A 26013-nucleotide genomic window follows, 5' to 3' on the forward strand; every position below is an offset into this window, starting at 1 on the left:
CCTTCGTCGTTCCGGGACCCGTCGCAGACGGGACCCGGCATGACGCAGTGGATGGGACGTGCCGCCGCGCCGGTCGACCGGGCTGACCATGGACGCCGTCGGCGCGCCGGCGCGGGATCGCGAGCCTCGTCCTGAGGCACCCGCGTCACATCCGCCCTTGAAACATCCTTAACCTTAACCGGCGACGGTCCGATCAGGTTACCGGACCGTCCCGATGCGCCCCTCCCGTCTCTCGTCCTTCGCCGCCTCGCTCCTGCCGCCCGCGCGCCCGTCCGGCGGGCCGGACCGGATATGGGTGGTGCGGCGCAGGACCCTGGCGATCGCGGCCGCCGCCTTCGGGGCACTGTCGCTCTGGGCCAGCGCGGCGACCTGGTTCATCGTCTTCCGCGACGAGGCGCTCGCCCGGTTCATGGAGCGCCAGGGCGCGATGCAATACGCCTACGAGGAGCGCATCAGCGCCCTGCGGGCCCGGCTCGACCGGGTGGCGACACAGAAGCTCCTGGAACAGGACGGCGTCGAGACCCGCCTCGCCGACCTCGCCGGTCGCCAGGTCGCACTCGAGAGCCGCCAGGCGATGCTCGCGGGCCTCGCCGAGATGGCCGGCGGCGCGACGGGCGAGGACGGGCAGCCACTCTCCGGCGCCTGGACGGCCCGCGAGGCCAGGACCCCGCCGGTCGCGCCCGCGCCGCCGGTACCGACGCCCGAATCCCTGGGATTGCGCACCGAGGCCGATGCGCCCGCCCTGTCCCCCTCTCTCTCCCCCTCGATGACGACCCGGATGGCGATGCTGGAGCACAGCCTCGACGGGTTCGAGGCGCGCCAGAGCCTCGCGGTCGGGCGCCTCGCCGCCGGCGGCCGCAGCGAGGCGGCGCGCCTGCGCGGGGTGATGGCCGAGACCGGCCTCGACGCGCGACGCTTCGCCGCCGCCCGCTCCGGCGGGATCGGCGGCCCGCTCGTGCCGGCCGGATCGGGCCCGTTCGAGACCGCCGTGCTGCAGGCGCAGCGCGACCTCGGCGAGCGCGACTCCTTGCGGCGGATCGTCGGCGCGATGCCGCTGCGGCGGCCGATCGCTGTCGATGGTGGGCTGTCGAGCACCTTCGGCTACCGGGCCGATCCGTTCACCCGCGGCCTCGCGCTGCATACCGGCATCGACCTGCGCTCGGAATACGGCGCTCCGGCGCGGGCGACCGCCGCCGGGACGGTGACGCAGGCCGATTACGCGGGCGGCTACGGCAACATGGTCGAGATCGATCACGGCCACGGCCTGGCGACGCGCTACGCCCATCTCTCGGCGATCACGGTGACGCCCGGCCAGGTGGTGGCGGCGGGCCAGATGGTCGGCCGGGTCGGCTCGACCGGCCGCTCGACCGGCACCCACCTGCATTACGAGACCCGCATCGACGGCGAGCCGGTCGATCCGCAGCGCTTCCTGCGGGCGGGCGCCCGTCTGGCGGCGCGCTGAGCGCCCCCGCCCGTCCGCTAACCCTCGGCCGTGCCGGCCGACGTGTCGACCAACGTCCTGACCGAAGCCTTGCCCGGCGCCGGGGTCGCCGCCGGTGCCTCGGGCAGCGCCTCCGCCGCGTCGCGCCGGCTGTCCTGCTCGGCCCGCAGCTCGCGCTCGGCGAGCAGCCAGAACTGGATCTCGTAGCCGTCCGGACGGTGGTTGCGTTCCCAGATGTCGTAGGCGCGGGCCCGGATCGCCGCCAGGGGTATCTCACGCATCACGAACCATGCCTCTTCCCACGCCCCCGCGCCGTGCCGGACCGGCACGATGGGGTTCCTATACCGTGGGTCGGTATCGCTGTCGCGACGGAACGGCGGCCTTCGCCGCCGTCCGGGTCGATTTTCGTAACCTATGTTGGTCCGGGCGCACCCGGACGCGCGGATCAGACCAGGCGGCTCTGCTCGATCGCCGCGGCGACGAAGCTCTGGAACAGCGGGTGCGGCTCGAACGGCCGCGACTTCAGCTCCGGGTGGAACTGCACGCCGATGAACCAGGGATGGCCGACCACCTCGACGGTCTCGGGAAGCAAGCCATCCGGCGACAGGCCGGCGAAGCGCATGCCGTTCGCCTCCAGCCGCTCGCGATAGGCCATGTTGACCTCGTAGCGGTGGCGGTGGCGCTCGGCGATGCGGGTGCCGCCGTAGATCCTGGCGATCTGCGAATCCGGCTCCAGGGCCGCCGTGTAGGAGCCGAGCCGCATCGTGCCGCCGAGGTCGCCCTCGGCGATGCGGCGCTCGAGCTCGTTGCCGCGCATCCACTCGGTCAGGAGGCCGACCACCGGCTCCGGCGTCGGACCGAACTCGGTCGAGTTGGCGTCCGCGATGCCGGCGAGCGAGCGGGCCGCCTCGACCACCGCCATCTGCATGCCGAAGCAGATGCCGAAATACGGGATCTTGCGCTCGCGGGCGTAACGGGCGGCGCGGATCTTTCCTTCCGCCCCGCGCTGGCCGAAGCCGCCCGGCACCAGGATGCCGTTGAGGCCCTCCAGGAACGGAGCCGGGTCCTCGCGCTCGAACACCTCGGACTCGATCCATTCCAGGTTGACCTTGACCCGGTTGGCGATGCCGCCGTGGGTCAGCGCCTCGATCAGCGACTTGTAGGCGTCCTTGAGGCCCGTGTACTTGCCGACGATGGCGATCGAGACCTCGCCCTCCGGGCTCTTGATCCGGCCGACGATGTCGCGCCAGCGGTCGAGCTTCGGCTCCGGGCCGGTCTCGAGGCCGAAATGCGCCAGCACCTCGCGGTCCAGGCCCTCCTCCTTGTAGGAGAGCGGCACCTCGTAGATCGTGCCGACGTCCCGCGCCTCGATCACCGCCGTCTCGCGCACGTTGCAGAACTGCGCCAGCTTGCGGCGCTCCTCGCGCGGGATCGCGCGGTCGCAGCGGCAGAGCAGGATGTCGGGCTGGATGCCGATCGAGCGGAGCTCCGCCACCGAGTGCTGGGTCGGCTTGGTCTTCAATTCGCCGGCCGACGGGATGTAGGGCAGGAGCGTCAGGTGGACGTAGGCGCAGGTGCCCCGCGGCAGCTCCTGGCCGAGCTGCCGGATCGCCTCGAAGAACGGCAGGCCCTCGATGTCGCCGACGGTGCCGCCGATCTCGACCAGCACGAAGTCGTAGGCGTCGTTGCCGTCGAGGACGAATTCCTTGATGGCGTTGGTGACGTGCGGGATCACCTGGATGGTGGCGCCGAGATAGTCGCCCCGGCGCTCCTTGGTGATGATGTCGAGGTAGATCCGCCCCGTCGTGATGTTGTCGGCCCGCGTCGCCGGCACGCCGGTGAAGCGCTCGTAGTGGCCGAGATCGAGATCGGTCTCGGCGCCGTCGTCGGTGACGAAGACCTCGCCGTGCTGCGTCGGGCTCATCGTGCCCGGATCGACGTTGAGGTAGGGGTCCAGCTTGCGCAGGCGGACCTTGTAGCCGCGGGCCTGGAGCAGGGCCGCGAGGGCGGCGGAAGCGAGACCCTTGCCGAGCGAGGAGACCACGCCGCCGGTGATGAAAACATACCGCGTCATGGGACTCGCTCCATACACAGGCGTGGCCGGGTTGCCAAACGCCGCCAGCTCAACGGGGTCATGTCCGGGCGGCAGGGCCGGCCGGATTCACAGGATTTTTCGGAAAGCGAGGGGCGGCGCGCAGGCGCCGCCGGTCGTCAGCGCGATTGCGGCGCCGCGGGAGCGGCCGGGGCGGCGGGCGCCGCCGGAGCGGGCGCCGCGGGAGTCTGGGTCGCAGGCGTCTGGCCCGCGGGCGCGTCGCCCTGCTGCTGGCGCAGCTGGTCGAGGACGTTGCCGGCCGGCGCGGTCTGGCCCGCCGGGGCCTTGGTGCCGGCGCCGTCGAAGATCGAGCGCGGGCCCGCGCCCCGGTGCGACATGATGGCCAGGACCATGCTGGTGGCGAAGAACAGCGCCGCCAGGATCGCGGTGGCGCGGGTCAGCGCGTTGGCCTGGCCGCGGCCGGTCATGAAGCCCTGCGTGCCGCCCCCGCCGCCGAGGCCGAGGCCGCCCTCGGAGCGCTGCAGCAGCACCACGCCGATCAGGGCGAGGACGATGATCAGGTGGACGACGATCAGAACGGTCTGCATCGGGCTTCCGGGCCGGTCCTCATCGGACCGCCAACGTGGCAACGGCCGGCACGCGGGGCGCGTCCGGACCTCCAATTCCGGGCGCTCCTATACGAGAAGCGCGCCGGAGCCAAGGGTGATGGGTGGAATGAAGACAGAGAAGACGCGGCCGGGCGCGCGGTACACCCCCCTCCTCTGCGAGGGAGGGCTGTCCGAGGAAAAGAAGGGCGCGTCTCCCCTCTCCCGTGTGGGAGAGGGGCCGGGGGTGAGGGTGGCTCGGCTTCCGCAATGACCCTGAACCGTCGAGCTGCCAGCATCACGCTCTGCGCTTTACACGGAAGCGCGCCACCCTCACCCCTACCCCTCTCCCACACGGGAGAGGGGATCCCGCGCTTGATTTTCAAAGGAATTTTCCCCGGACAGCCCTGCGCAGAGGGGGGAGGGTTCGGCCGTGTCGCCTCACCCCCGCGCCGGGAACCCCTCCTCGAACCGCACCGCCTCGCCCCGCGACGGCTCGGTGAGGGCGCCTTCCCACATCACCGCCTGCCCACGGACCACGGTGCCGACAGGCCAGCCCGTGACCTCGCGGCCGTCATGGGGGGTCCAGCCGCATTTCGAGGCGATCCAGGCATTGGTGATGGTCTCGCGGCGCTTGAGATCGACCACGGTCACGTCGGCGTCGTAGCCCACCGCCAGCCGCCCCTTGCGGGCGATGCCGAAGATGCGCTTCGGGCCGGCGCTGGTCAGGTCGACGAAGCGTTGCAGCGAGAGCCGGCCCGCCGCGACGTGGTCGAGCATCACCGGCACCAGGGTCTGCACGCCGGTCATGCCGGAGGGCGAATCGGGATAGGCCTTCCGCTTCTCCTCCAGCGTGTGCGGCGCGTGGTCGGAGCCGAGCACGTCGGCGACGCCCTGCGACAGGCCCCACCACAGCCCGTCGCGGTGGTCGGCGCCCCGCACCGGCGGGTTCATCTGCACCAGGGTGCCGAGGCGGGCATAGGCCTCATCGCCGTCGAGCGTCAGGTGATGGGGCGTCAGCTCGCAGGTGGCGACGTCCTTGTGCTGGCTGAGGTAGCGCATCTCCTCCTTGGTCGAGATGTGCAGGATGTGGATGCGCGCCCCCGTCTCGCGGGCGATGCGCACCAGACGCTCGGTCGCCTTCAGCGCCGCCTCCGGCGAGCGCCAGACCGGGTGCGACGACGGATCGCCCGGCACCCGCAGGCCCTTGCGGTCGCGCAGCATCGCCTCGTCCTCGGCGTGGAAGGCCGAGCGGCGGCGGGTGCGCTTGAGGATCTCGGTGATGCCGGCATCGTCCTCGACGAGGAGCGAGCCGGTGGAGGAGCCGATGAACACCTTGATGCCGGCCGCGCCCGGCAGGCGCTCGAGCTCAGCGACGTCCCGGGCGTTCTCGTGCGTGCCGCCGACCCAGAAGGCGAAGTCGCAGTGCATCCGGTGATGGGCGCGCTTCAGCTTGTCGTCGAGGGCGTCCGGATCGGTCGTCTGCGGCACGGTGTTGGGCATCTCGAACACCGTGGTGACGCCGCCCATCACGGCGGCGCGGGAGCCTGTCTCCAGGTCCTCCTTGTGGTCGAGGCCCGGCTCGCGGAAATGGACCTGGCTGTCGATCACGCCGGGCAGGAGATGGAGGCCGCGGCAATCGAGGGTGCGGCCGGCGTCAGCCCGCGACAGGTCGCCGATCGCGGCGACGCGCCCGGCCGTCACGCCGATATCGGCCAGTCCCTCGCCGTCGTGGTTGACCACGGTGCCGCCGCGCAGGAGGAGGTCGAAGCTCTGGCTCATCGTCGGGGTTCCCCTCGTCCACCCGCGCACCGCGATTGAGGGCCGGGCGCAGGCGGCTTATGTCACACCCGCCCGCGGTTCAAGCAAAGGACCCCCGATGCCGCTTGCCCTCCTGCCGGACCGTGCCGTCGTGGCGGTCTCCGGCCCCGATGCGCCGAGCTTCCTCCAGGGTCTCGTGACCTGCGACGTCGAGACCTTGCCCGAGGGCGAGGCCCGGCTCGGCGCGCTCCTCGCCCCGCAGGGCAAGGTCCTGTTCGATTTCCTGGTGAGCCGCGCACCCGACGGCTACCGCCTCGACACCGCCCGCGACCGGGTGCCCGATCTCGTCAAGCGCCTGACGCTCTACCGCCTGCGCGCCAAGGTGACGATCGAGCCCCTTCCGCTGGCGGTGGCGGCGGGCTGGGGGATCGAGGCGCCCGCCCCGGCCCTGCGCGACGCCCGGCTGCCGGCCCTCGGCTGGCGCCTCCACGCGCCCGACATCCCGCAGGCGGATGCCGATGCGAGCGCCTACGCGGCCCACCGCATCGGCCTCGGCGTGCCGGAGGGCGGGACCGACTTCCCCTTCGGCGATGCCTTCCCCCACGAGGCGTTGATGGACCAGCTCGGCGGGGTCGACTTCAGGAAGGGCTGCTACGTCGGCCAGGAGGTGGTGTCGCGGATGCAGCATCGCGGCACCGCCCGCACCCGCATCGTGCCGGTGGTCTACCGCGACGGCGAGGCGGGCCCGGCGGGCGAGCCGGTGACGGCCGGCGAGCGCAGCCTCGGCCAGACCGGCGGCGGGACCGGGTCGCGCGGGCTGGCGATGCTGCGCATCGACCGCCTCGGCGAGGCGCTGGCGGCGGGGGAGGCCGTGATGGCCGGCGGGCGGGCGGTGGAGGTCGAGAAGCCGGGCTTCGCGACCTTCGCGTGGCCGGCGTGATCAAGAACGAGTTCACCGCGACGGAACCGGCACTCTCATCGTCATCCTGGCGCTCGCCGAAGGCGAGGACCCGGGATCCATAACCGGTCACGCTCCAAACCGGCCACGCTCCAGGACGATGCGACCCACGTCCCAGCTCATCCTGCATCGTCGGCGGCTGTAGATCCCGGGCCCCGGGATGACGTGGAGGTTTCCGATGCCGGTCAGTCTATCGAGGAGTGGTCCGCCATCATGGGCTCCTCCCCCGGCCACACCGCCCGCAGCACGAACACCCGGATCGCCGACGACAGGTTCTGCCCGCCGCGCTCGGCGTCGATCTGCCCGACCAGACCCTGGATCGAGACGCCGCGGGCGGAAGCGAGCCGGCGCAACGCCTCCCAGAACGCCGCCTCGAGGGAGACGCTGGTGCGGTGGCCGGCGATGACGAGCGAGCGCTTGAGCAATCCGCCGTCCGGCAGCGCGCCGGGCGGCAGGCTCATGCCTCGGGGTCGGGGGTCTTCAGCCGGTGGCCCTCGTGCCGGGCGGCCTCCAGGCTCTTGCGGGCCTCCTCCCGGGTCTTCGCCGCTTTCGGCCGGCCGAAGACGACGCGGTTCTCGGTCGCCTGCGCCTCCTTGGCGGCGCGCTCGCGGGCTTTGCGGACCTGCTTCAGGTTGATGATCTCGGCCATGACCCGATTCTCCGCGCCCCCGCGATGGTGGAAACGCCCCGCGCCGCCAAAAGCTGCGCGGGGCGCGTCAGCTTGGAGTTATTCGGCGCTCGGCGCCAGCATGTCCTCCGGCCGCACCACCGCGTCGAACTGTGCCTCGGTGACGTAGCCGAGGCGCAGCGCCTCCTGCTTCAGCGTGGTGCCGTTCTTGTGCGCGGTCTTGGCGATCTCGGCGGCCTTGTCGTAGCCGATCGAGGGCGCGAGCGCCGTGACGAGCATCAGCGAGCGGCTCATCAGGTCGGCGATGCGGTCGCGGTTCGGCTTGATGCCGACGACGCAGTTGTCGGCGAAGCTCACCGCGGCGTCGGCGAGGAGCCGCACCGATTGCAGCACCGCGTTGGCGATCACCGGCTTGTAGACGTTGAGCTCGAGGTGGCCCTGGCTGCCGGCCATCGACACGGTGGTGCCGTTGCCGACCACCTGGCAGCACACCATCGTCAGCGCCTCGGCCTGGGTCGGGTTGACCTTGCCGGGCATGATCGAGGAGCCGGGCTCGTTCTCGGGCAGCGAGATCTCGCCGAGACCCGAGCGCGGGCCCGAGCCCATCAGCCGGATGTCGTTGGCGATCTTGAACAGGCCGCTCGCCAGCGCGTTGAGGGCGCCTTGCGTGAACACCAGCGCGTCGTGGGTCGCCAGCGCCTCGAACTTGTTGTCGGCCGAGGTGAAGGGCAGGCCGGTCAGCTCCGCCACCTTGGCGGCGAACTTGTCCGCGAATGCGGGATGCGCGTTGAGGCCGGTGCCGACCGCCGTGCCGCCCTGCGCCAGCGCCAGCACGCCGGGAAGCGTCGCGCCGACGCGGGCGCCGCCGAGCGCCACCTGCGCGGCGTAGCCGGAGAATTCCTGGCCGAGCGTGACCGGGGTCGCGTCCTGCAGGTGGGTGCGGCCGATCTTGACGATCTCGGCGAATTCCTTGGCCTTCGCGTCGAGGGCACCGTGCAGGTGCTGCAGCGCCGGCATCAGCCGGTCGTTGATCTCGCGGGCCACCGCGATGTGCATCGCGGTCGGGAAGACGTCGTTCGAGGACTGGCCGCGGTTGACGTGGTCGTTCGGATGGACCGGCGACTTGCCGCCGCGCTGGCCGCCGAGACGCTCGTTGGCGAGGCTGCCGATGACCTCGTTGGCGTTCATGTTCGACTGGGTGCCCGAGCCGGTCTGCCAGACCACCAGCGGGAACTCGTCGTCGTGCTTGCCCTCGACCACCTCGGCGGCCGAGGCCGCGATGGCTTGCGCGAGCTTCGGATCCAGCACGCCGAGATCCTGGTTCACCAGGGACGCGGCCTGCTTGACGAGGCCGAGCGCGTGGACGAGCGGCGCCGGCATCCGCTCGGTGCCGATGCGGAAGTTCTGGATCGAGCGCTGGGTCTGGGCGCCCCAGTAGCGGTGCGCCGGAACGTCGATCGGCCCGAACGTGTCGGATTCCGTGCGGGTGGCTGTCTCGGTCGGCGACATCATGGCCTCTTTGGCGGTGCGAAACGGCGCCTACTTAAGCCAAGAGCGGCGATTGTGCGATGCCCTGACAGACGTCGAATCGCCGGCCTTTCAAGGAGTCCGGATGCTTGCGCCCGCGGCGGCCCCGGCCGCCCCCTTCCGCCCTGCCGTGCCCCGCCCGCGCACCGAGCCGATGGGGCTGTTCGCCTTCCTGCGCGCCGCCCGCGCCAACCCGCTGACCACCTGGTACGAGGAGCACTTCGAGCAGCCGATCGTCACCGGCGAGGGCGCGCTCGGCCGCGTCACGGTGGTGAGCGAGCCGGCCGCGATCCGCCACGTGCTCGTCGACAATGCCGGCAACTACCGCAAGGACGACCTGCAGCGCCGGGTGCTGGCCCCGGGCCTCGGCAACGGCCTGCTCACCGCCGAGGGCGACGAGTGGCGCCTGCAACGGCGGACCCTCGCGCCGATCTTCTCGCCCCGCCACGTCGCCGGCTTCGAGGCGGCGATGGCGGACGCGGCCGCCCGCCTCGCCCGCCGGCTCAAGAAGCGGGACGGCCAGAGCGTCGACGCAGCCCTGGAGATGACCCGCGTCACCCTCGACGTGCTCGAGCGCACGATCTTCACCCATGGGCTGGCCCGCGAGCCCGACGCGCTCGGCCGCGCCATCACCCGCTACTTCGAGGCGCTCGGGCCGATCGATCCCCTCGACGTGTTCGGCATGCCGGACTGGCTGCCGCGGATCGGCCGGATCAAGGCACGGCCGGCCCTGCGGTTCTTCGCCGAGGTGGTCGACGAGCTGATCGAGCGCCGCCGGGCGCTGGTCACGGCGGGAGCGGCCGCGCCGCACGACCTCCTGACCCTGCTGCTCAAGGCGCAGGACCCCGAGACCGGCCGCGGCCTGTCGGACCTGGAGGTGCGGGCCAACATCGTCACCTTCATCGGCGCCGGCCACGAGACCACCGCCAACGCGCTCACCTGGACGCTCTACTGCCTGTCGCAGGACGAGGCGGCGCGGGAGGCCGTCGAGGCGGAGGTCGACGCCGCCTTCGCGGCGAGCCCGACTCCGGGCCTCGACGCCCTGCCGCACGCCAAGGCGGCCCTGGAGGAGGCGATGCGCCTGTTTCCGCCGGTGCCGTTCATGAGCCGGCAGGCTCTGGCCGAGGACCGGATCGGCCGGATCAAGATCCCGCGCGGCTCGCTGGTGACGGTCGCTCCGTACGTGCTGCACCGCCACCGCCGGCTCTGGGACGAGCCCGACGCCTTCCTGCCCGAGCGTTTCCTGCCGGAGAACCGCGCCCGGATCGACCGCTACGCCTACCTGCCCTTCGGCGCCGGCCCGCGGGTCTGCATCGGCGCGAGCTTCTCGGTGATGGAGGCGACGCTGGTGCTGGCCCACGTGCTCCACGCCGTTCGCCTCGACCGGTCGCCGGAGGCAGGACCCGTGGTGCCGCTGCACCGGGTGACGCTCCGGCCGCAGGACGGCTTGCGGATGCGGGTGACGGCGCGGGGGTGAAGGATCTGACGGGAAGGGGACGGCCTTGCCGTCGACAGACCTTCCCAAGCCGTCCCGCCCAAGCCATCCCGGGGCTCGCCGCAGGCGAGGACCCGGGATGCGAGGAGGGTACAAAGCTTGATTCGGCAGCCAGCAGGATGCTGCTGCGCTCAGCTCTTCTTGCGGAAGGCGTCCAGGCTGACCACCGAGGCGCCCTCCTGCGGGGCGTCGGTGCGCTCGGCGGCCTCGTCGGGCTTCGCGTCGCCGTCGGCCTCGTCCTTGCCCGAGGCGTCCTTGGCGGCATCCTTGGCCTGCGGCTTGGACTCGGCCTTGGCGGCCGGCACGATCTTCGGCAGGGTGCCGCCGATCGCCGGGACCTTCGGCAGGGCCTCGCTCGGCTCGGAGCCAGCGCCGCGGATCGCCCGCAGGGGGGTCGTGCCAGCGGGGGCCGCCTCCTCGGTGGATGCGCTGCCGTCGTTGAGCTCGAACTTGAGGCCGAACTGCACCGAGGGGTCGAAGAAGCCGGTCACCGCCTCGAACGGCACGAGCAGCCGCTCCGGCACGCCTGAGAAGGACAGCCCAACCTCGAAGGTGTGCTCGGTGACGCCGAGATCCCAGAACTGGTGCTGCAGGACGATCGTCATGTCCTGCGGGTACTTCTCCCGCAGGCGCTGCGAGATCCGCACGCCGGGATAGTCGGTCCGGAACGAGACGTAGAAATGGTGCTCGCCGGCCAGGCCGTCGCGCGCCGCATCGCCCAGCACCTTGCGCACGACGTTGCGCAGGGCATCCTGCACCAGGAGATCGTAGCGAATCAGATCGTCTGCCATCAACCGTTGCCTGGCGCCGCATCGCTCGCGGGAAGGGAATTTCGAGTGGAGGCTTCTGTTGCCAGGTGCCTCCGAACCCCGCCTATGCAGTGCTACCCGCTAGGACTTCGTTTGGTATTGGGGACCGCTTACGCGGCCACCGCCACCGGAGCAAAGTTGTCGTTGGCAACTATTGCATTGGCCCGATAACGGCGGAACCATGCCGAGCGAAAGCTCAACCTTTACGCCCTCGTCGATCCTATTTCGCCCCCGCCGAAGCCCGAACCGAACGGGCCGTTCCGGGCTTGGGTGGAGGCGCCGGGTACCGCCCCCGGGTCCGATAGGTTTATTCCGAAGAACGTTTATCGCCATAGCCGGCCTCGCGACCGGCAAGGGGAATATAGAGGGTCCCGTGCCGCTTTTGAAGCCCGCCGCGCGCCATTCTGTGTCCGTTTCGCGAACCGTTGCGCCGATGCCCGCGTCCGGGCCTCCCGCGCCACCCTCACGCCCCTCGTTCTGGCTCGGCGTCGCGGGCGCGATCCTGCGGGCGCTGCTGCTTCAGGTCGCCGCGTTCGGGCTGGCCTTCGGGGTGGTCGCGGCCGTCGGCCGCCTGCCGGCGCCGCCTCACGGGCTGCTGCCGTTCCCGTCGCTCACCGGCGGCGAGCGGGCGCTGCTCGCCCTGACCGTGCTGCCGCACGCGGCCCTGGCGCTCCTCGTCGCCGCCGCCGGAATCCGGCCGGGCACGCCCCGCGAGGAAAAGATGCCCCGCGAGGAGGGGACGCCCCGCGAGGACAGGACGCCCCGAGGATCCGCCCTGCCCCGCCGCGCCGTGTGGCTGATCCTGCTCTGGCCGCCGCTCCAGGTCGCGGGCACCGCCGGGCTCCTGCTCCTGGCCGGCCAGATGCCGGCCCGGACCTGGCGGCTGTCGCCGTTCCTCACCGGCGGCGTGTTCTGGACGTGGATCCTGTGGCTGGTGGCCCTGGCGCCCCTCGCCGAGGAGATGCTGTTTCGCGGCGACCTGTTCGGGCGCCTGCGCCGGCTCCTCCCGCCTGGCGCCACGGTCGCCGTCAGTGCGGCGGTGTTCGCGCTCTGCCACGCCGAGGGCGGGCTGCTGCAACCGGTCTCGGTGCTGCCCCTCGGGGTGGCGCTCGGGGTGATGCGGCTGTGGACCGGCAGCCTGTGGCCCTGCATCGCGCTGCACGCCGCGAGCAACGGCGCCGTGGTGCTGGCACGGGTGTGGAGTACCGGCTGATTCCACCGGCGGGGCGCTGCGAATCCGGGCAGGGGCGCGTTATCGTGCCGGGCACCACGGCCGGGCGGGGAGCCGCTTCCCTCCCCCGGCCCGAGCCACTGGAAGCCCGCCGGGCGCCGCGCGGCGCCCCGGGCCGTTTCTCACGCGGAGGATGTCCGCCATGCGCCCCTACCACGCCCTCCTCCAGCGCATCCTCGACGACGGCGTCGAGAAGCACGACCGCACCGGCACCGGCACCCTCTCGGTGTTCGGCCATCAGATGCGGTTCGACCTCGGCGAGGGCTTCCCCCTCGTGACGACGAAGCGGCTGCACCTGAAGTCGATCATCCACGAGTTGCTGTGGTTCCTCGCCGGGGACACCAACGTCGCCTACCTGCAGGCCAACGGCGTCACGATCTGGGACGAGTGGGCCGACGAGCACGGCGACCTCGGCCCGGTCTACGGCCGGCAATGGCGATCCTGGGCCAAGCCCGACGGCGGCAGCGTCGACCAGATCGCCTGGGTGCTCGACGAGATCCGCCGCAACCCCGATTCGCGCCGCCTCGTCGTCTCGGCCTGGAACCCGGCCGACCTCGACCGCATGGCGCTCGCCCCCTGCCACTGCCTGTTCCAGTTCTACGTCGCCGACGGCCGGCTCTCGCTCCAGCTCTACCAGCGCTCGGCCGACGTGTTCCTGGGCGTGCCGTTCAACATCGCCTCCTACGCGCTCCTCACCCACATGATGGCGCAGGTGCTCGACCTCGTCCCCGGCGACTTCGTCCACACGCTCGGCGACGCGCACCTCTATTCCAACCACGTCGCCCAGGCCCGCGAACAGCTCGCCCGCGACATCCGCCCGCTCCCGCGCCTGCGCCTCGACCCGTCCGTGCGCTCGCTGTTCGAGTTCCGCTACGACGACATCGCCATCGAGGGCTACGACCCGCATCCGGCGATCCGGGCGCCGGTGGCGGTGTAGGGATGGCTCCCCCCCTCGTCACCCTGATCGTCGCCGCGGCGCGGAACGGCGTCATCGGCCGCGACAACGCGCTGATCTGGCGCCTGCGCAGCGACCTGCGGCGCTTCCGCGCCCTCACCATGGGCAAGCCGGTGGTGATGGGCCGCAAGACCTGGGACTCGATCGGCCGGCCGCTGCCGGGGCGGCGGGTGATCGTCATGACCCGCGACCCGGCCTGGGCGGCGCCCGGCATCGAGCGGGCGGCGGGCTGGGACGACGCCCTGCGGCTCGCCGGCAACGCGGAGGAGGTCATGGTGGCCGGCGGCGCCGAGATCTACGCGCTCACCCTGCCGCATGCCGGCCGGATCCACCTCACCGAGGTCGCGGCGGCGCCCGACGGCGACGCGCGCTTTCCCGCGATCCCGGCGGAGTTCCGCGAGGTCGCCGCCGAAGCCCATCCGGCCGGCCCCGAGGACGAGCACGCATTCCGGTTCGTGACCCTCGAGCGCCGGGCCGGCGCGTGACGCGCGCGCCGCGTCCGTGCGGGAAGCCCGCGCGGCAGGCCCGCGCGGCAAGCCCGCACGACACGTCCGAGACGGCCGATCCATCTCAGGTTCCCGGGTGCGGCGATGGAACTCCCGGCCCCGGGCGGAAACCTTGAGAATTGGACCCTGGGCGGAGGTTGCTTTCGTGTGGGGCTCGGCCGATATCGCAAGGGAGCGAATGCCAGAGCAGTGCGAGTGCCGCGCGGGACGCGAGAGACAGCGCGGGGCGTGCCGGCCGGGAAAGGACGTGGGCGAGCATGCCTTGGAGCAATCAGAGCGGCGGCGGCGGCAGCGGCGGCAACGGGGGCGGTCCCTGGGGCAACCGCGGCGGCAATAGCGGTGGTCCCTGGGGCGGTGGCTCCGGCGGTGGCGGTGGCGGTGGCGGTCCCTGGGGCGGCGGCGGCTCGGGCGGCGGCAACCAGCCGCCGGACCTCGAGGACCTGCTGCGCCGCAGCCAGGACCGGCTGAAGAACCTGATGCCGGGCGGCTCGGTCGGCGCCAAGGGCGCGGTCCTGGCGGTGCTGGCGGTGCTGGTGCTGTGGCTGATGACCGGCTGGTACACGGTGCTGCCGAGCCAGGTCGGCATCAACACGGTGTTCGGGCGCTATACCGGCCAGTCCGGCGAGGGTCTGCGCTGGAACTTCCCCTACCCGATCGGCGCGGTGGTGAAGCCGAATGTCGGCGAGTCCCGCAGCATCCAGGTCGGCTACCGCTCGGGCGTCGGCGCCCAGCGCTCCCGGGACGTGCCCGAGGAGAGCCTGATGCTCACCGGCGACGACAACATCGTCGACATCGACTTCGACGTGCAGTGGCGCGTGAACCCGGCCAAGGCCGAGGACTTCGTGTTCAACCTGCAGAACCCCGAGGGCACCATCAAGTCGGTCGCCGAGAGCGCGATGCGCGAGGTCGTGGGCCGTCGCCAGATCCAGGCGATCCTCACCACCGAGCAGTCGAGCGTGGCGCAGGAGGTGCAGCAGATCATCCAGAAGGCGCTCGATTCCTACGGCGCCGGCGTGCTGATCAACGTGGTGCAGCTCCAGGGCGTGAGCCCGCCGGCCGAGGTGCGCCAGGCCTTCGTCGACGTGAACGCGGCCCAGCAGGACGCCGCCCGCGCCCGCAACGAGGCCGAGACCTATGCCAGCCGCGTCGTCCCCGAGGCCCGCGGCCGCTCCTCGCAGATCCAGCAGCAGGCCGAGGCCTTCAAGTCGCAGGCCACCGCCGAGGCGACCGGCCAGGCCGCGCGCTTCCGCGAGGTCTACGAATCCTACAAGCTGTCGCCCGCGGTCTCCCGCGAGCGGATGTTCCTCGACACCATGGAGAAGGTGCTGGGCGGCGTGAACAAGGTGATCATCGACCAGGGCGGCGCGGCGGGCGCCGGTGCGGCCGCCGCCGGCGTGCTGCCGGTCCTGCCGCTGCAGGACTTCGCCAATGCCGCCCGTCCGGGCACCCCGGTCCAGGGGAGCGCCCGATGAACGGCAACGCGCTTCGCACCGGCCTCGTCGTCCTCGGCGTCCTCGTCCTGGTGCTGATCTACGCCTCGGCCTTCACCGTCGGCCAGACCCAGCAGGCGCTGGTGCTGCAGTTCGGCCGCGTCCGCACCGTGCTGAACCAGGCCGGCACCGACAAGCCCGGCCTGTACTTCAAGCTGCCGTTCTTCGAGAGCGTCGTGCTGTTCGAGAAGCGGCTGCTCGACCTCGACCTGCCGGTGCAGACCGTGCTCTCGGCCGACCGCCAGAACCTCGAGGTCGACGCCTTCGCCCGCTACAAGATCAGCGACCCGCTGCGCTTCTACCAGGCGGTCAACAACATCCAGGTCGCCAACCAGCGCCTGTCGAGCTTCACCAACGCGGCGATGCGCAACGTGCTCGCCAGCGCCTCGCGGGACGCCATCGTGCGCACCCAGCGCGAGGGGCTGATGAACCGCATCCAGGAGGACGTGAACCGGCAGGCGAAGAATCTCGGCATCGAGATCGTCGACCTGCGCCTGACCCGGGTCGACCTGCCAGCAGCCAACTCGCAGGCGGTCTACCAGCGCATGCGCACCGAGCGTGAGCGCGAGGCGGCGGACCTGCGCGCCAACGGCAACCAGGTGGCGGCCACCATCAAGGCCAAGGCCGACCGCGACGTCACGGTGCTCCTCGCCGAGGCGAACCAGAAGGCCGACCAGCTCCGCGGCCAGGGCGAGGCGGACCGCAACCGCATCCTCGCCGACGCCTTCGGGCAGGACCCGGACTTCTTCGCCTTCTACCGGTCGATGCAGGCCTACGAGAAGGGCCTGAGCGGATCCGACACCCGGCTGGTGATCAGCCCCGGCTCGGAGTTCTTCCGCTACTTCAACGACCCGCAGGGCCGGGCGCGCCCGGCCGCTGCCGCCCCGGCGGCGGGACAGTAGCCTCGCCGCGCCCCGCCTCCGCGGGGCCGGCCCGACGACCCGACGAGACCTTGCGCGCCCCGCCGCGGGCCGGGCCGGCCCGGCCCGGCGGGGCGCATTGTTGTGACGGCGGATGCGACGATCCGGCCGGTGCCGCGGAGACGACACGATGCGACCGCAGGGGGGAACAGGAATGGCGGCAATGACCGCCCGCTCGCGGCCGTGAAGGACCTCGTCGCCGCCCTCGGCCTCGCGCTGGCCATCGAGGGCCTGCTCTGCGCCGCCTTCCCGGGGGCGATGCGCCGGGCGATGCAGGAGGCCGCCCAGAGCCCGATGGAGCGGATGCGCCTCGTCGGCCTGCTCTCGGCCGCGGCGGGCGTCGTCGTGGTCGGCGTCGTGCGCCTGCTCCTCGGCTGAACGGCCCCGGGACTTGAACCGGTCCGTCGGGAGACGATCTTAGGGGGGCTCGCTCCCCGGAGGGAGCTTGCCCGGGCGCCGCGGAGCCTCTCGCCTCCGTCGCGCCCGACCGCGTTGTTCACGACGACCCTGCCGTACGAGGTTCACACGATGGCCGCTTCCTCGCGCCGTAACCCCGCCTTCGCGAGACGGCGCCTGCCCGCCCTCGCGGGGGCCCTGCTCGCCCTCTCCGTCGGCACCGCGGCCCTCCCCGACGTCGCCTTCGCCAAGGGTCCCGCCTCGCTCGCCGACCTCGCCGACCAGGTCACGGACGCGGTGGTGAACATCTCGGCCTCGACCACCGTCGAGGCGCGCGGCCGCACCATGCCGCAGCTGCCGCCGGGCACCCCGTTCGAGGACCTGTTCGAGGAATTCTTCAACCGCCGCGGCCAGGGCGGCGGCGGCGGGGCCGAGAGCCAGCCGCGGGCGCCGCGCCGCTCGAACTCGCTCGGCTCGGGCTTCATCATCGATTCGTCGGGCATCGTGGTCACCAACAACCACGTCATCGGCGACGCCAACGACATCCAGGTGATCCTGCACGACGGCCGCAAGCTGAAGGCCGAGATCATCGGCAAGGATTCGAAGATCGACCTCGCGGTGCTGCGGGTGAAGCCCGATCCGGACCGGCCGCTGAAGTCGGTGCCGCTCGGCGATTCCGACAAGATGCGGCCGGGCGACTGGGTGATCGCGATCGGCAACCCGTTCGGCCTCGGCGGCTCGGTCTCGGCCGGCATCGTCTCGGCCCGGGGCCGCAACATCGAGTCCGGCCCCTACGACAATTACATCCAGACCGACGCGGCCATCAACAAGGGCAATTCCGGCGGTCCGCTGTTCAACATGGACGGCGAGGTGATCGGCATCAACACCGCGATCCTGTCGCCGACCGGCGGCTCGGTCGGCATCGGCTTCGCCGTCCCCACCGCCACCGCCGGCCCGGTGATCGACCAGCTGCGCCAGTTCGGCGAGGTGCGGCGCGGCTGGCTCGGCGTGCGGATCCAGAACGTCGACGACACCACGGCGGAGGCGCTCGGCCTCAAGGGCGGCGCCCGTGGCGCGCTGATCGCCGGCGTCGACGAGAAGGGCCCGGCCAAGACCGCCGGCCTCGAGGTCGGCGACGTGATCACCAAGTTCAACGGCGCCGAGGTCAAGAGCTCGAGCGACCTGCCCCGCATCGTCGCCTCGACCCCGGTCGGCAAGGTCGTCGACGTGACCACCGTCCGCAAGGGCCAGGAGCAGACCAAGCAGGTCACGCTCGGCCGCCTCGAGGACAGCGACAAGCCGCAGCAGCAGGCGGCCCTCAACCGGCCGCAGCCGGAGGCCGACGTCACCCGCCAGGCGCTCGGCCTCAACCTCTCGGGCCTGTCCGACGAGTCGCGCAAGCGCTTCGGGGTGAAGGAGAGCGTCAAGGGCGTGCTCGTCACCCGGGTCGACCCGAACTCCAACGCCGCCGACAAGCGCATCCAGCCCGGCGACGTGATCGTCGAGGTCGGCCAGGAGGCGGTGAACGCCCCCGCCGACGTCACCCGCCGCATCGACCAGATCAAGAAGGACGGCCGCAAGTCCGCCCTGCTGCTCGTCGCCAACAAGGACGGCGAGGTGCGGTTCGTGGCGCTGAGCCTGGAATAACGGCACGGGCGCGGCGGGCTTTTCGTGGCCCGCCGCGCGCTGTTCTTCTGACCTGCTCGATTGATTCCACACCTGCCAAGTCAATCCCGGGGCGGCGGGACAGAATTCGGGATCCATAAACGCCGACGGTGCATGACGAGGGCATTGTCCGACGACGTGGACGCCGGCGCACCGCAGACAAAGCGGCACAATCAAGGACTTGGAGCGGCGCCCAATTGCGCCGCCACTGTATACGGCACACGATTCCGTGCGGGTGTGGCAGCGACGGCGGAGAGCATGAACCCTCCCCCCCTCTGCGGGGGAGGGTGGACCCTGCGTCAGCAGGGGCCGGGAGAGGGGCAGCGCGACATTGATCCAGGGAGCGCCCTTCAACACGGTCGCGACCTCTCCGGAAGCGTCGTCCCCTCTCCCGCCCGGCTCCGCCGGGCACCCTCCCCCGCAGAGGGGGGAGGGTTGAGGCGCAGCGGCCGTCGCTCCCAAACCGTGCAACCTGCTGTGTCTTGTGACGTGTCGCAACGTCATGGGCGCTGCTCTCGGCGGAATACTGTCCGCCTTTTCTGCGCGTCGACGTTTATGGATCCGGGTTCTCGTCTGCGGCGAACCCCGGAATAGCGTAGCAGAATACCTGGATTTTCAATGCGAATGGGGCCCGGCCCGTTCACCGGGCCGGACTCCTGTCTTCACTTCTGCGGGTCGATCAGCGGCGACCAGGTCGGGTCGGAGGCGTAGGACGGGGTCGGGACGGGCTGCTCGACCTTGCCGGTGATGTCGACCATGTAGAGCTTGCCGCCGGCCTGGCCGCCGGGATCGCGGAAGAACATCACGTACTGGCCGTTCGGCGCCCAGGTCGGGCCTTCGTTGTGGAAGCCCTCCGTCAGCACCCGCTCGCCCGAGCCGTCGGGTTTCATGATGCAGATCGAGAATGAGCCCTTCCGCTGGCGCGTGAAGGCGATGTAGTCGCCCCGCGGCGACCAGGCCGGCTGCGAGGCCGAGCCGTCGCCGAAGGAGAGGCGGCGCGGGTTCGAGCCGTCGGCGCCCATGACGTAGATCTGCTGCTGGCCGCCGCGGTCGGATTCGAACACGATCTCGCGCCCGTCCGGCGAGAAGGACGGCGAGGTGTCGATGGCGTTGGCGTTGGTGATCCGGGTCTGGGCCTTGGAGCCGAGATCCATCACGTAGATGCTGGCATTGCCGCCGTCCTGGTCGCTCATCACCAGGCGGCGCCCGTCCGGCGAGAAGCGCGGGCTGGTGCTCATCTCGGCGTTGGTCGGGATCACTTGGCGGGCGCCGGTCGAGAGGTTGATCACCTGCACCCGCGGCTGCTGGCCGGTGACCTGCGACATGTAGGTGATGTCCTGGGTCGAGGGCGAGTAGCGCGGCGCCACCACGGAGGCCTCGCCGCTGGTGAGGTAGCGCACGTTGGCGCCGTCCTGGTCCATGATCGCGAGGCGCTTGCGGCGGTGCTCCTTCGAGCCCGACTCGTCGACGAAGGCGACGCGGGTGTCGAAGAAGCCGCCGATGCCGGTGATCTTGGTGTAGACCGCGTCGGAGATCAGGTGGCCCATGCGGCGCGCATTGGCGCCGTCGCCCGCATATTGCTGGCCGATCATCTGCTGGCCCGACAGCACGTCCCAGAGCCGGAACTCGGCCTTGAGCCGGCCCGACCCGTCGCGGATCACCCGGCCGGTGACGAGGCCCTGCACGCCGGTATCCTTCCAGGCGGAAAAATTCGGCGCGGCGTCGAAGTTCGGGGTCTCGGGGAAGCGCGCCTTCTCCATCGGCGTGAAGTAGCCGGACCGCTTCAGGTTGTTGGTCACGATGCCCGACAGCGTCGGGCCGAGGCTCGGATCGCCCGAGAAGTCGGCGACGGCGATCGGCATCGGCTGGAAGGCGCCGCCGGGGCCGATGCGCAGGTTGAGCTGCGCCTGCGCGGGCGAGGCGAAGCCGGCGGCGAGGCACAGCCACAGGAGCGCGGCGAGCGCGTGACGCAATCGCGAGTGGGAATGCATGGAGGGGTCGTCCATCGTGGGTGAGGCAGGCGGCCGGCGGGACTGGCTGACGTCAGGCCCGCGGCAGCTCGAACTCCGCGTTGATGATCCGCCAGTCGTTGTAGAACGGGGCGAACTGGGCCGGGATGCGGAAGGGCGCGCAGCGCCGCACCGCGCGCACGGCGGCCTCGGCGATCGAGCGGTCGACCGCGCTGCCGCCGGCGCGCAGGATGCGCGGCTCGGTGGTGAGCGAACCGTCGGGGTTCAGGCGGATGTCGAGCTGCGGCAGCACGATGCCCTGCGCGGCGCCTGGGGGCGCCGAGTAGCAGCGCTCGATCTGCTGCTGCAGCAGGCCGACCAGGGCGTCGCGCTGGCTCGGGTTGAGGCGCTGGGACGACCCCGCGGCCGTGCCGAGGGCGGCGGTGCGCTGCACCTCGCGGCCGGTGGCGCCGGTGGATTGCGACGGCCCGTGCGCCGCGAGCATGTCGCGGATCGAGCCCGAATTGAACTTGGCGGCGAGCTCGGCCTGGTGCCGGGCCTTTGCCTCCGCGGCCGCTTTCGCCTTGGCCTCGGCCACCGCCTTGGCCTTCGCGGCGGCCTCGGCCTTCGCCTTGGCGTCCGCGGCGGCTTGGGCCTTGGCGGCGGCTTGGGCCTTGGCCTCGGCGTCCGCCTTGGCCTGAGCTTTCGCTTCGGCTTCCGCTTCGGCACGGGCCTTGGCGTCCGCCTTCGCCTTGGCCTCGGCGACCGCCTTGGCCTTCGCCTCCGCTTCGGCCTTGGCTTCCTGAGCCTTGGCCTCCGCTTCCGCCTTGGCCTCCGCCTTCGCTTTCGCCTCCGCCTCGGCGCGGGCCTTGGCCTCGGCTCGCGCCTTCGCGGCCGCCTTCTCGGCGGCGGCCTTCTCGGCCGCAGCCTTGGCCTCGGCCAGTTCCTCGCGCCGGATCGCCTCCGCTTCGGCCTTCTCGGCGGCGGCCTTTTCGGCGGCCGCCTTGGCGGCGATGGCGGCCTTCTCGGAAGCAGCCTTCTCGGAAGCAGCCTTGGCGGCGGCCTTCGCGGCCTCCTTGGCCGCCTCCTTCGCGGCTTCCTTGGCCTCGCGCTCGGCCTCCGCCTTCGCCTCGGCGCGGGCCTCGGCCTCCGCCTTGGCCTTCGCGGCGGCGGCCTTCTCGGCATCGGCCTTGGCAGTGTCGGCCTTGGCGGTGTCGGGGCGGGCCGGCGGCATCGGGGCGGGTTCGGGCTGCTCGAGGGCCGGGCGCAGCGGCGGCACCGGCATCTCCTCGGCGTTGGCGACCTTGATGTCGGGCGGGCGCGTCGGCGGGGTCGGCACGTTGGCCTTGGCCTCGCCGGGGTCGTTGTCCTGCTGCTTCTCCGCCACCCGGTCGGCCCGCGGGCTCTTGGCCGGGGCCTCGCCGTCGCGCTGGCCCTTGGTCAGTTCCGAGAACTGGTTCTCGGTGATGACCTCGACCGGGACGCCCTCCTCGGATTGCGGCAGCACGTGCGAGGCGGCGGCGAAGAGCGCCAGCCCGACCAGCACGACGTGCACGCCGGCCGAGACCCAGACGCCCGGCTCGGACCTGTCGAAGGGAAGAACCACGGAAACGATCCCCGCCGTGCTAGCGCTGATCGGGCTCGGTCACGAGGGCGACCTTCTTGAAGCCGCCGCCCGTGACGATCGCCATCACCTGGGCGACGCGGCCGTAATCGACCCGCTTGTCGCCGCGCACGAAGACCCGCTCCTCGAACCCGTCCTTGGCGGCGGACGAGAGCTTGGCGACGATGGTGTCGTCGGTCAGCTCGTCCTCGCCGAGGAAGACCTGGCCGGTCTGGCGGATCGAGAGGGTGATCGGCTTCGAATCCTGATTGAGCGGCGCGGCCTTGGTCTGCGGCAGGTCGAGGGGCACGCCGACCGTCATCATCGGCGCGGCGACCATGAAGATGATCAGGAGCACCAGCACGACGTCGATGAACGGCGTCATGTTGATCTCGTTGATCGCGCCGCCCCGCCGGCCGCGCCGACGGCGTCCGCCGCCCTGTGCCGCTCCGGAGGCCATGCCCATCTGGCTCAATCCTTCTTGAAATCGAGGGTCGCGGGAATCAGGCCGCCAGCGCCATGCGCTCGTCGATCTGGCGCGACAGGATGGCCGAGAACTCGTCGGCGAAGCCCTCGAGGCGTCCCTGGGCCTTGGCCACCGAGGCCTGGAGCTTGTTGTAGGCGAGCACCGCGGGGATCGCCGCGAACAGGCCGATCGCGGTGGCGAACAGCGCCTCGGCGATGCCGGGCGCGACGACCGCGAGGCTGGTGTTCTTCGAGGCGGCGATCGACGTGAAGGCCGTCATGATGCCGAACACCGTGCCGAACAGGCCGATATACGGGCCGGCCGAGCCGATCGAGGCGAGGAACAGCAGGCGCGAATCCAGCCGCTCGACCTCGCGCTGGATCGTGACGTCGAGCACCTTGTCGATGCGCTGGCCGAGGCTGCGGATCGAGCGGCCCGACCCCTCGTAGGAGCGGCGCCACTCGCGCATCGCGGCGACGAACAGGGCGGCGAGCCCGGTGGCCGGCTTCTCGTTGTAGGCGCGGTAGAGCTCCTCCAGCGGCCGGCCGGACCAGAACTCCTCCTCGAAGGCGTCCATCTCCGCCTTGGTGCGGCGAAACAGCAGCGTCTTGTCGATGATGATCGACCAGCACCAGATCGAGGAGCCGAGCAGGCCCAGCATCACCACCTTCACGACGAAATGGGCCTGCCAGAACAGGCCGAACATCGTGATCTCGGCCACGGGCATCGCCTGGGCGGCGTCGGCGGGATTCATGCGGCTTTCCTCGCGTCCCGGGCCGCTGAACGGCCCTCGGGCACTCCAACCGGGATCGGGGCTTGTCGTATGGTGGTTCGATCGCGCCCGAATCTGTCGAAAGTATGGGCCAGCGCCCCGCGAGGGATCGTTCGCCCGCCGTGAGTTAAGCCCCCGGCAGGGTTAAGGAATGGTGAGCGCGACGGTTCAGCGTCGGGTGAGGGTCCGGCGCAGGGCCTCCGGCAGGCGTACCGCCCGGCCGTCGCGCACGCAGGCCACCACGACGTCGGCCCGCACCAGGGTCTCGTCGCCGCGGCGCACCTCCTGGTCGAGATGCATCGAGGCGCCGCGCAGCTCGCGGGTGGCGGTGAGCACGGTCAGCGCGTCGTCCATGCGGGCGGGCTTGAGGTAGTCGAGGCTCATCCGCCGCACCACGAAGACGAGCCCGTCCGCCTCCCGGTGCAGGTCGGACTGGTCGCCGGCGAGGCCGCGCAGCAATTCCGTGCGCCCCCGCTCCATGAAGCGCAGGTAGCTCGCATGGTAGACGAAGCCGGAGAAATCCGTGTCCTCGTAGTAGACGCGCAAGGCAAGGGCGTGGGCGTCCGGGGGCATGGGTTCGGTCACGTAGAATTCCGTTTTGATCTCGTTCTGGTCGCGCCTGGAAGCGTCTCAGATGAACCGAGGCCGACAAGTCGCGCGCTTCCCCTCTCCCGTGTGGGAGAGGGGATCCCGCGCTTTTTACTTCAAACGCGATCGGTGGAAAAATGTATCAAGCGACCGCACCCGCCCCCAGCTCCACCACCACGATCTCCGGCGGCACCCCGAGGCGGATCGGCGCGATGCTGAGGCCCAGGCCCCCGGAGATCACGAGGTCGCTCGCCTCGCGGACATGGCCGTAGACGTAGCGGCGGCCCGAGGGCACCACCGGCGACCAGCCGAGCAGCCGCACCTGCCCGCCATGGGTATGGCCCGACAGGGTCAGCGCCACCCGGGCCGGCACCCGGGCGAAGATGTCGGGCTCGTGCGCCAGGAGGATCATCGGCGCGCCGTCCGGCACCGCCGCCAGGGTCTTGGGCAGGTCGTGGAGGCCGACCCGCTTGTGGCCGTAGCGCCGGCGGCCCGGCAGGAGCGCGAGCTGGTCCTCGAGCCCGGCGAGCCAGACCGGGCCGGCCTTCGTTGCGAGCGGCACCGCCTCGTTCGACAGGACCCGGATGCCGTGTCGCGTCAGCGCCGTCCCGGCGATGGTCGGCCCGGCGCCGCGCTTCTGGGCGTCCTTGTCCTCCCACCAATCGTGGTTGCCGAGCACCGCGTGGACGCCGAGCGGCGCCGTGAGCCGCCCGAGGACCGGCGCCCACTCGGCGGCCGGCACGTACCGGGTGACGTAGCGCTGGCCGGCCACGAAATCGCCGACCAGCACCACGAGATCGGCCTGCAGGGCGTTGGCGGCGTCGACGAGGCCGGCGATGCGCTCGACGCTCATCCAGGGCTCGCAGGCATGGATGTCGGTCAGCACCGCGATGCGAAGCCGCAGGCCCGCCGGCCACGGCGCGGCGGGGTTCGGCGCGATCGCGTAACGGGTCACGACCTGCCGGAACGGCTCGATCCCGGTGGCGTAGGCGCCGGTGCTCGCGCCCGACAGCACGACGGCCCCGACCCCCTGGAGCACCCGGCGGCGGGTGAAGAGGCGGTAGCCCCTCCCCTCCTCACGCATCCTCGTCCCCGGTGAACAGGCCGAACTGGACGGTGGGATCGCGGTTCGGCTCCGGCAGGCCGAGATGGCGGAAGGCGTGGGCGGTGAGCACCCGGCCGCGCGGCGTGCGCTGCACGAAGCCCTTCTGAATCAGGTAGGGCTCGATGATCTCCTCGATCGCGTCGCGCGGCTCGGAGAGCGCCGCCGCGATCGTCTCGACCCCGACCGGTCCGCCGTTGAACGAGTGGGCGATGATGTTGAGGTACTTCCGGTCCATCGTGTCGAGGCCGGCGGGATCGACGTCGAGGAGCCGCAGCGCCCGGTCGGCGATCGCCCGGGTGATGGTGGGCGCGTCCTCCACGATGGCGAAGTCGCGCACCCGGCGCAGGAGCCGCCCGGCGATGCGCGGCGTGCCGCGGGCGCGCTTGGCGATCTCGTTGGCCCCGTCCGGCGCCATGCCGATGCCGAGCACCCGGGCGCCGCGGCCGACGATCAGCTCGAGCTCGTCGATGTCGTAGAACTCGAGGCGGACCGGGATGCCGAAGCGGTCGCGCAAGGGGGTGGTGAGGAGCCCGGCCCGGGTGGTGGCGGCGACGAGGGTGAATTTCGGCAGCTCGATCTTCACCGAGCGGGCGGCCGGCCCCTCGCCGATGATGAGATCCAGCTGATAATCCTCCATCGCCGGATAGAGGATCTCCTCCACCGCCGGGTTGAGGCGGTGGATCTCGTCGATGAACAGGACGTCGCGCTCCTCGAGATTCGTGAGCTGCGCGGCGAGGTCCCCGGCCTTGGCGATCACCGGGCCGGAGGTCGAGCGGAAGTTCACCCCGAGCTCGCGGGCGACGATCTGGGCGAGCGTGGTCTTGCCGAGGCCCGGAGGCCCGACGAACAGCACGTGGTCGAGGGCCTGGCCGGTCTTCTTGGCGGCGTCGATGAACACCTGGAGGTTGGCGCGGGCCGCCTTCTGGCCGGTGAAGTCGGCGAGGCTGAGCGGCCGGATCGAGGCGTCGGTGTCGTCCTCGCGGCGCTCGGGGGTGAGGAGGGCTTTGGACTTGCTCAAGCGGGACCTGCAGGCGGGACTTGACGGCGTGAGTCTGTCGGCGGCGCGAGGCCGGCGGCGCCCGCTCCCCGGATGTAATCGCTGGGTTCTGTC

The 26013-nt window shown here is 71.5% G+C and carries 25 protein-coding genes and 1 other RNA gene; 10 read left to right on the top strand and 16 right to left on the bottom strand.

The annotated features are described in order from the left end of the window. The first annotated feature begins 214 nt into the window (after positions 1 to 214). A complete protein-coding gene (locus tag A5481_RS35710) occupies positions 215 to 1462 on the top strand; it encodes a M23 family metallopeptidase (RefSeq protein WP_048433749.1) in 1248 nt (415 codons plus the stop codon). A gap of 17 nt (positions 1463 to 1479) precedes the next feature. Here the strand turns inward: A5481_RS35710 and A5481_RS13805 are convergent, their stop codons facing one another. From A5481_RS13805 to A5481_RS13820, 4 genes are all read right to left on the bottom strand, one after another. Next, positions 1480 to 1722: a DUF2934 domain-containing protein gene (locus tag A5481_RS13805; protein ID WP_048433750.1), complete on the bottom strand. Its 243-nt coding sequence runs from the start codon at positions 1720 to 1722 to the stop codon at positions 1480 to 1482. A 164-nt stretch (positions 1723 to 1886) separates the two neighbouring features. Next, a complete protein-coding gene (locus A5481_RS13810; RefSeq protein WP_048433751.1) occupies positions 1887 to 3515 on the bottom strand; it encodes a CTP synthase in 1629 nt (542 codons plus the stop codon). Positions 3516 to 3652: 137 nt separating this feature from the next. Next, the gene (secG, locus tag A5481_RS13815; RefSeq protein ID WP_048433752.1) at positions 3653 to 4081 is read right to left on the bottom strand and encodes a preprotein translocase subunit SecG; all 429 of its coding nucleotides are present in this window, start codon (positions 4079 to 4081) and stop codon (positions 3653 to 3655) included. 438 nt (positions 4082 to 4519) lie between these two features. Continuing rightward, positions 4520 to 5860 (bottom strand): dihydroorotase, encoded by a 1341-nt coding sequence (locus tag A5481_RS13820; RefSeq protein ID WP_048433753.1) that lies wholly within the window; start codon positions 5858 to 5860, stop codon positions 4520 to 4522. A gap of 97 nt (positions 5861 to 5957) precedes the next feature. Here A5481_RS13820 and ygfZ point away from each other — a divergent pair, with 97 nt between their 5' ends. Further along, positions 5958 to 6779 carry a CAF17-like 4Fe-4S cluster assembly/insertion protein YgfZ gene (ygfZ, locus tag A5481_RS13825; RefSeq protein WP_064503992.1) on the top strand — a complete coding sequence of 274 codons (822 nt, stop codon included), beginning with the start codon at positions 5958 to 5960 and terminating at the stop codon, positions 6777 to 6779. A gap of 203 nt (positions 6780 to 6982) precedes the next feature. Here ygfZ and A5481_RS13830 read toward each other — a convergent pair whose 3' ends face one another. From A5481_RS13830 to fumC, 3 genes are all read right to left on the bottom strand, one after another. Continuing rightward, positions 6983 to 7258: a ribbon-helix-helix domain-containing protein gene (locus A5481_RS13830; protein WP_064503993.1), complete on the bottom strand. Its 276-nt coding sequence runs from the start codon at positions 7256 to 7258 to the stop codon at positions 6983 to 6985. Beyond that, positions 7255 to 7446 carry a DUF4169 family protein gene (locus A5481_RS13835; RefSeq protein WP_064503994.1) on the bottom strand — a complete coding sequence of 64 codons (192 nt, stop codon included), beginning with the start codon at positions 7444 to 7446 and terminating at the stop codon, positions 7255 to 7257. Before A5481_RS13835 ends, A5481_RS13830 begins: the two co-directional genes overlap by 4 nt. Before the next feature lie 78 nt (positions 7447 to 7524). Further along, complete coding sequence (gene fumC, locus A5481_RS13840; protein ID WP_048434032.1) at positions 7525 to 8934, bottom strand: class II fumarate hydratase; 1410 nt, start codon at positions 8932 to 8934, stop codon at positions 7525 to 7527. Positions 8935 to 9037: 103 nt separating this feature from the next. Between fumC and A5481_RS13845 the strand changes: the two genes are divergently transcribed. Further along, on the top strand, positions 9038 to 10429 hold the full coding sequence (locus A5481_RS13845) for a cytochrome P450 (RefSeq protein ID WP_048434033.1): 1392 nt from the start codon (positions 9038 to 9040) through the stop codon (positions 10427 to 10429). 149 nt (positions 10430 to 10578) lie between these two features. Here the strand turns inward: A5481_RS13845 and A5481_RS13850 are convergent, their stop codons facing one another. After that, entirely contained in the window at positions 10579 to 11238 is a 660-nt protein-coding gene (locus A5481_RS13850) for an SspB family protein (RefSeq protein ID WP_048434034.1), read from the bottom strand. A 44-nt stretch (positions 11239 to 11282) separates the two neighbouring features. Beyond that, positions 11283 to 11647, bottom strand: a transfer-messenger RNA (tmRNA) gene (gene ssrA / locus A5481_RS13855). Between the two features lie 42 nt (positions 11648 to 11689). Here ssrA and A5481_RS13860 point away from each other — a divergent pair. The 7 genes from A5481_RS13860 (at position 11690) to A5481_RS13890 (ending at position 18401) form a co-directional block, all read left to right on the top strand. Next, positions 11690 to 12469 carry a CPBP family intramembrane glutamic endopeptidase gene (locus A5481_RS13860; RefSeq protein ID WP_048434035.1) on the top strand — a complete coding sequence of 260 codons (780 nt, stop codon included), beginning with the start codon at positions 11690 to 11692 and terminating at the stop codon, positions 12467 to 12469. A 160-nt stretch (positions 12470 to 12629) separates the two neighbouring features. Continuing rightward, positions 12630 to 13424 (top strand): thymidylate synthase, encoded by a 795-nt coding sequence (locus A5481_RS13865; protein WP_048434036.1) that lies wholly within the window; start codon positions 12630 to 12632, stop codon positions 13422 to 13424. Positions 13425 to 13426: 2 nt separating this feature from the next. Next, positions 13427 to 13927, top strand: a complete 501-nt coding sequence (locus A5481_RS13870; RefSeq protein ID WP_048434037.1) for a dihydrofolate reductase — start codon at positions 13427 to 13429, stop codon at positions 13925 to 13927. Between the two features lie 278 nt (positions 13928 to 14205). Further along, on the top strand, positions 14206 to 15420 hold the full coding sequence (gene hflK / locus A5481_RS13875) for an FtsH protease activity modulator HflK (RefSeq protein WP_048434038.1): 1215 nt from the start codon (positions 14206 to 14208) through the stop codon (positions 15418 to 15420). After that, a complete protein-coding gene (gene hflC, locus A5481_RS13880; protein WP_048434039.1) occupies positions 15417 to 16340 on the top strand; it encodes a protease modulator HflC in 924 nt (307 codons plus the stop codon). Before hflK ends, hflC begins: the two co-directional genes overlap by 4 nt. Before the next feature lie 201 nt (positions 16341 to 16541). Then, positions 16542 to 16736, top strand: coding sequence for a DUF2065 family protein (locus tag A5481_RS13885; RefSeq protein WP_048434040.1), 195 nt, complete (start codon positions 16542 to 16544; stop codon positions 16734 to 16736). A gap of 150 nt (positions 16737 to 16886) precedes the next feature. Next, a complete protein-coding gene (locus A5481_RS13890; protein WP_048434041.1) occupies positions 16887 to 18401 on the top strand; it encodes a DegQ family serine endoprotease in 1515 nt (504 codons plus the stop codon). A gap of 680 nt (positions 18402 to 19081) precedes the next feature. Here the strand turns inward: A5481_RS13890 and tolB are convergent. From tolB to ruvB, 7 genes are all read right to left on the bottom strand, one after another. Beyond that, positions 19082 to 20410, bottom strand: coding sequence for a Tol-Pal system beta propeller repeat protein TolB (gene tolB / locus A5481_RS13895; RefSeq protein ID WP_048434042.1), 1329 nt, complete (start codon positions 20408 to 20410; stop codon positions 19082 to 19084). Between the two features lie 52 nt (positions 20411 to 20462). Continuing rightward, positions 20463 to 21974 carry a cell envelope integrity protein TolA gene (tolA, locus tag A5481_RS13900; protein WP_082984923.1) on the bottom strand — a complete coding sequence of 504 codons (1512 nt, stop codon included), beginning with the start codon at positions 21972 to 21974 and terminating at the stop codon, positions 20463 to 20465. Between the two features lie 19 nt (positions 21975 to 21993). Continuing rightward, complete coding sequence (locus A5481_RS13905; protein ID WP_064503996.1) at positions 21994 to 22437, bottom strand: ExbD/TolR family protein; 444 nt, start codon at positions 22435 to 22437, stop codon at positions 21994 to 21996. A 37-nt stretch (positions 22438 to 22474) separates the two neighbouring features. After that, positions 22475 to 23191 carry a protein TolQ gene (tolQ, locus tag A5481_RS13910; protein WP_048432435.1) on the bottom strand — a complete coding sequence of 239 codons (717 nt, stop codon included), beginning with the start codon at positions 23189 to 23191 and terminating at the stop codon, positions 22475 to 22477. Between the two features lie 186 nt (positions 23192 to 23377). Further along, positions 23378 to 23782 (bottom strand): tol-pal system-associated acyl-CoA thioesterase, encoded by a 405-nt coding sequence (ybgC, locus tag A5481_RS13915; protein ID WP_048432434.1) that lies wholly within the window; start codon positions 23780 to 23782, stop codon positions 23378 to 23380. Between the two features lie 157 nt (positions 23783 to 23939). After that, positions 23940 to 24881 carry a metallophosphoesterase gene (locus tag A5481_RS13920; protein ID WP_048432433.1) on the bottom strand — a complete coding sequence of 314 codons (942 nt, stop codon included), beginning with the start codon at positions 24879 to 24881 and terminating at the stop codon, positions 23940 to 23942. Then, the gene (gene ruvB / locus A5481_RS13925) at positions 24874 to 25920 is read right to left on the bottom strand and encodes a Holliday junction branch migration DNA helicase RuvB (protein ID WP_048432432.1); all 1047 of its coding nucleotides are present in this window, start codon (positions 25918 to 25920) and stop codon (positions 24874 to 24876) included. Before ruvB ends, A5481_RS13920 begins: the two co-directional genes overlap by 8 nt. Positions 25921 to 26013: the final 93 nt, after the last annotated feature.

The sequence above is a fragment of the Methylobacterium platani genome (assembly GCF_001653715.1).
Lineage (GTDB): Bacteria > Pseudomonadota > Alphaproteobacteria > Rhizobiales > Beijerinckiaceae > Methylobacterium > Methylobacterium platani.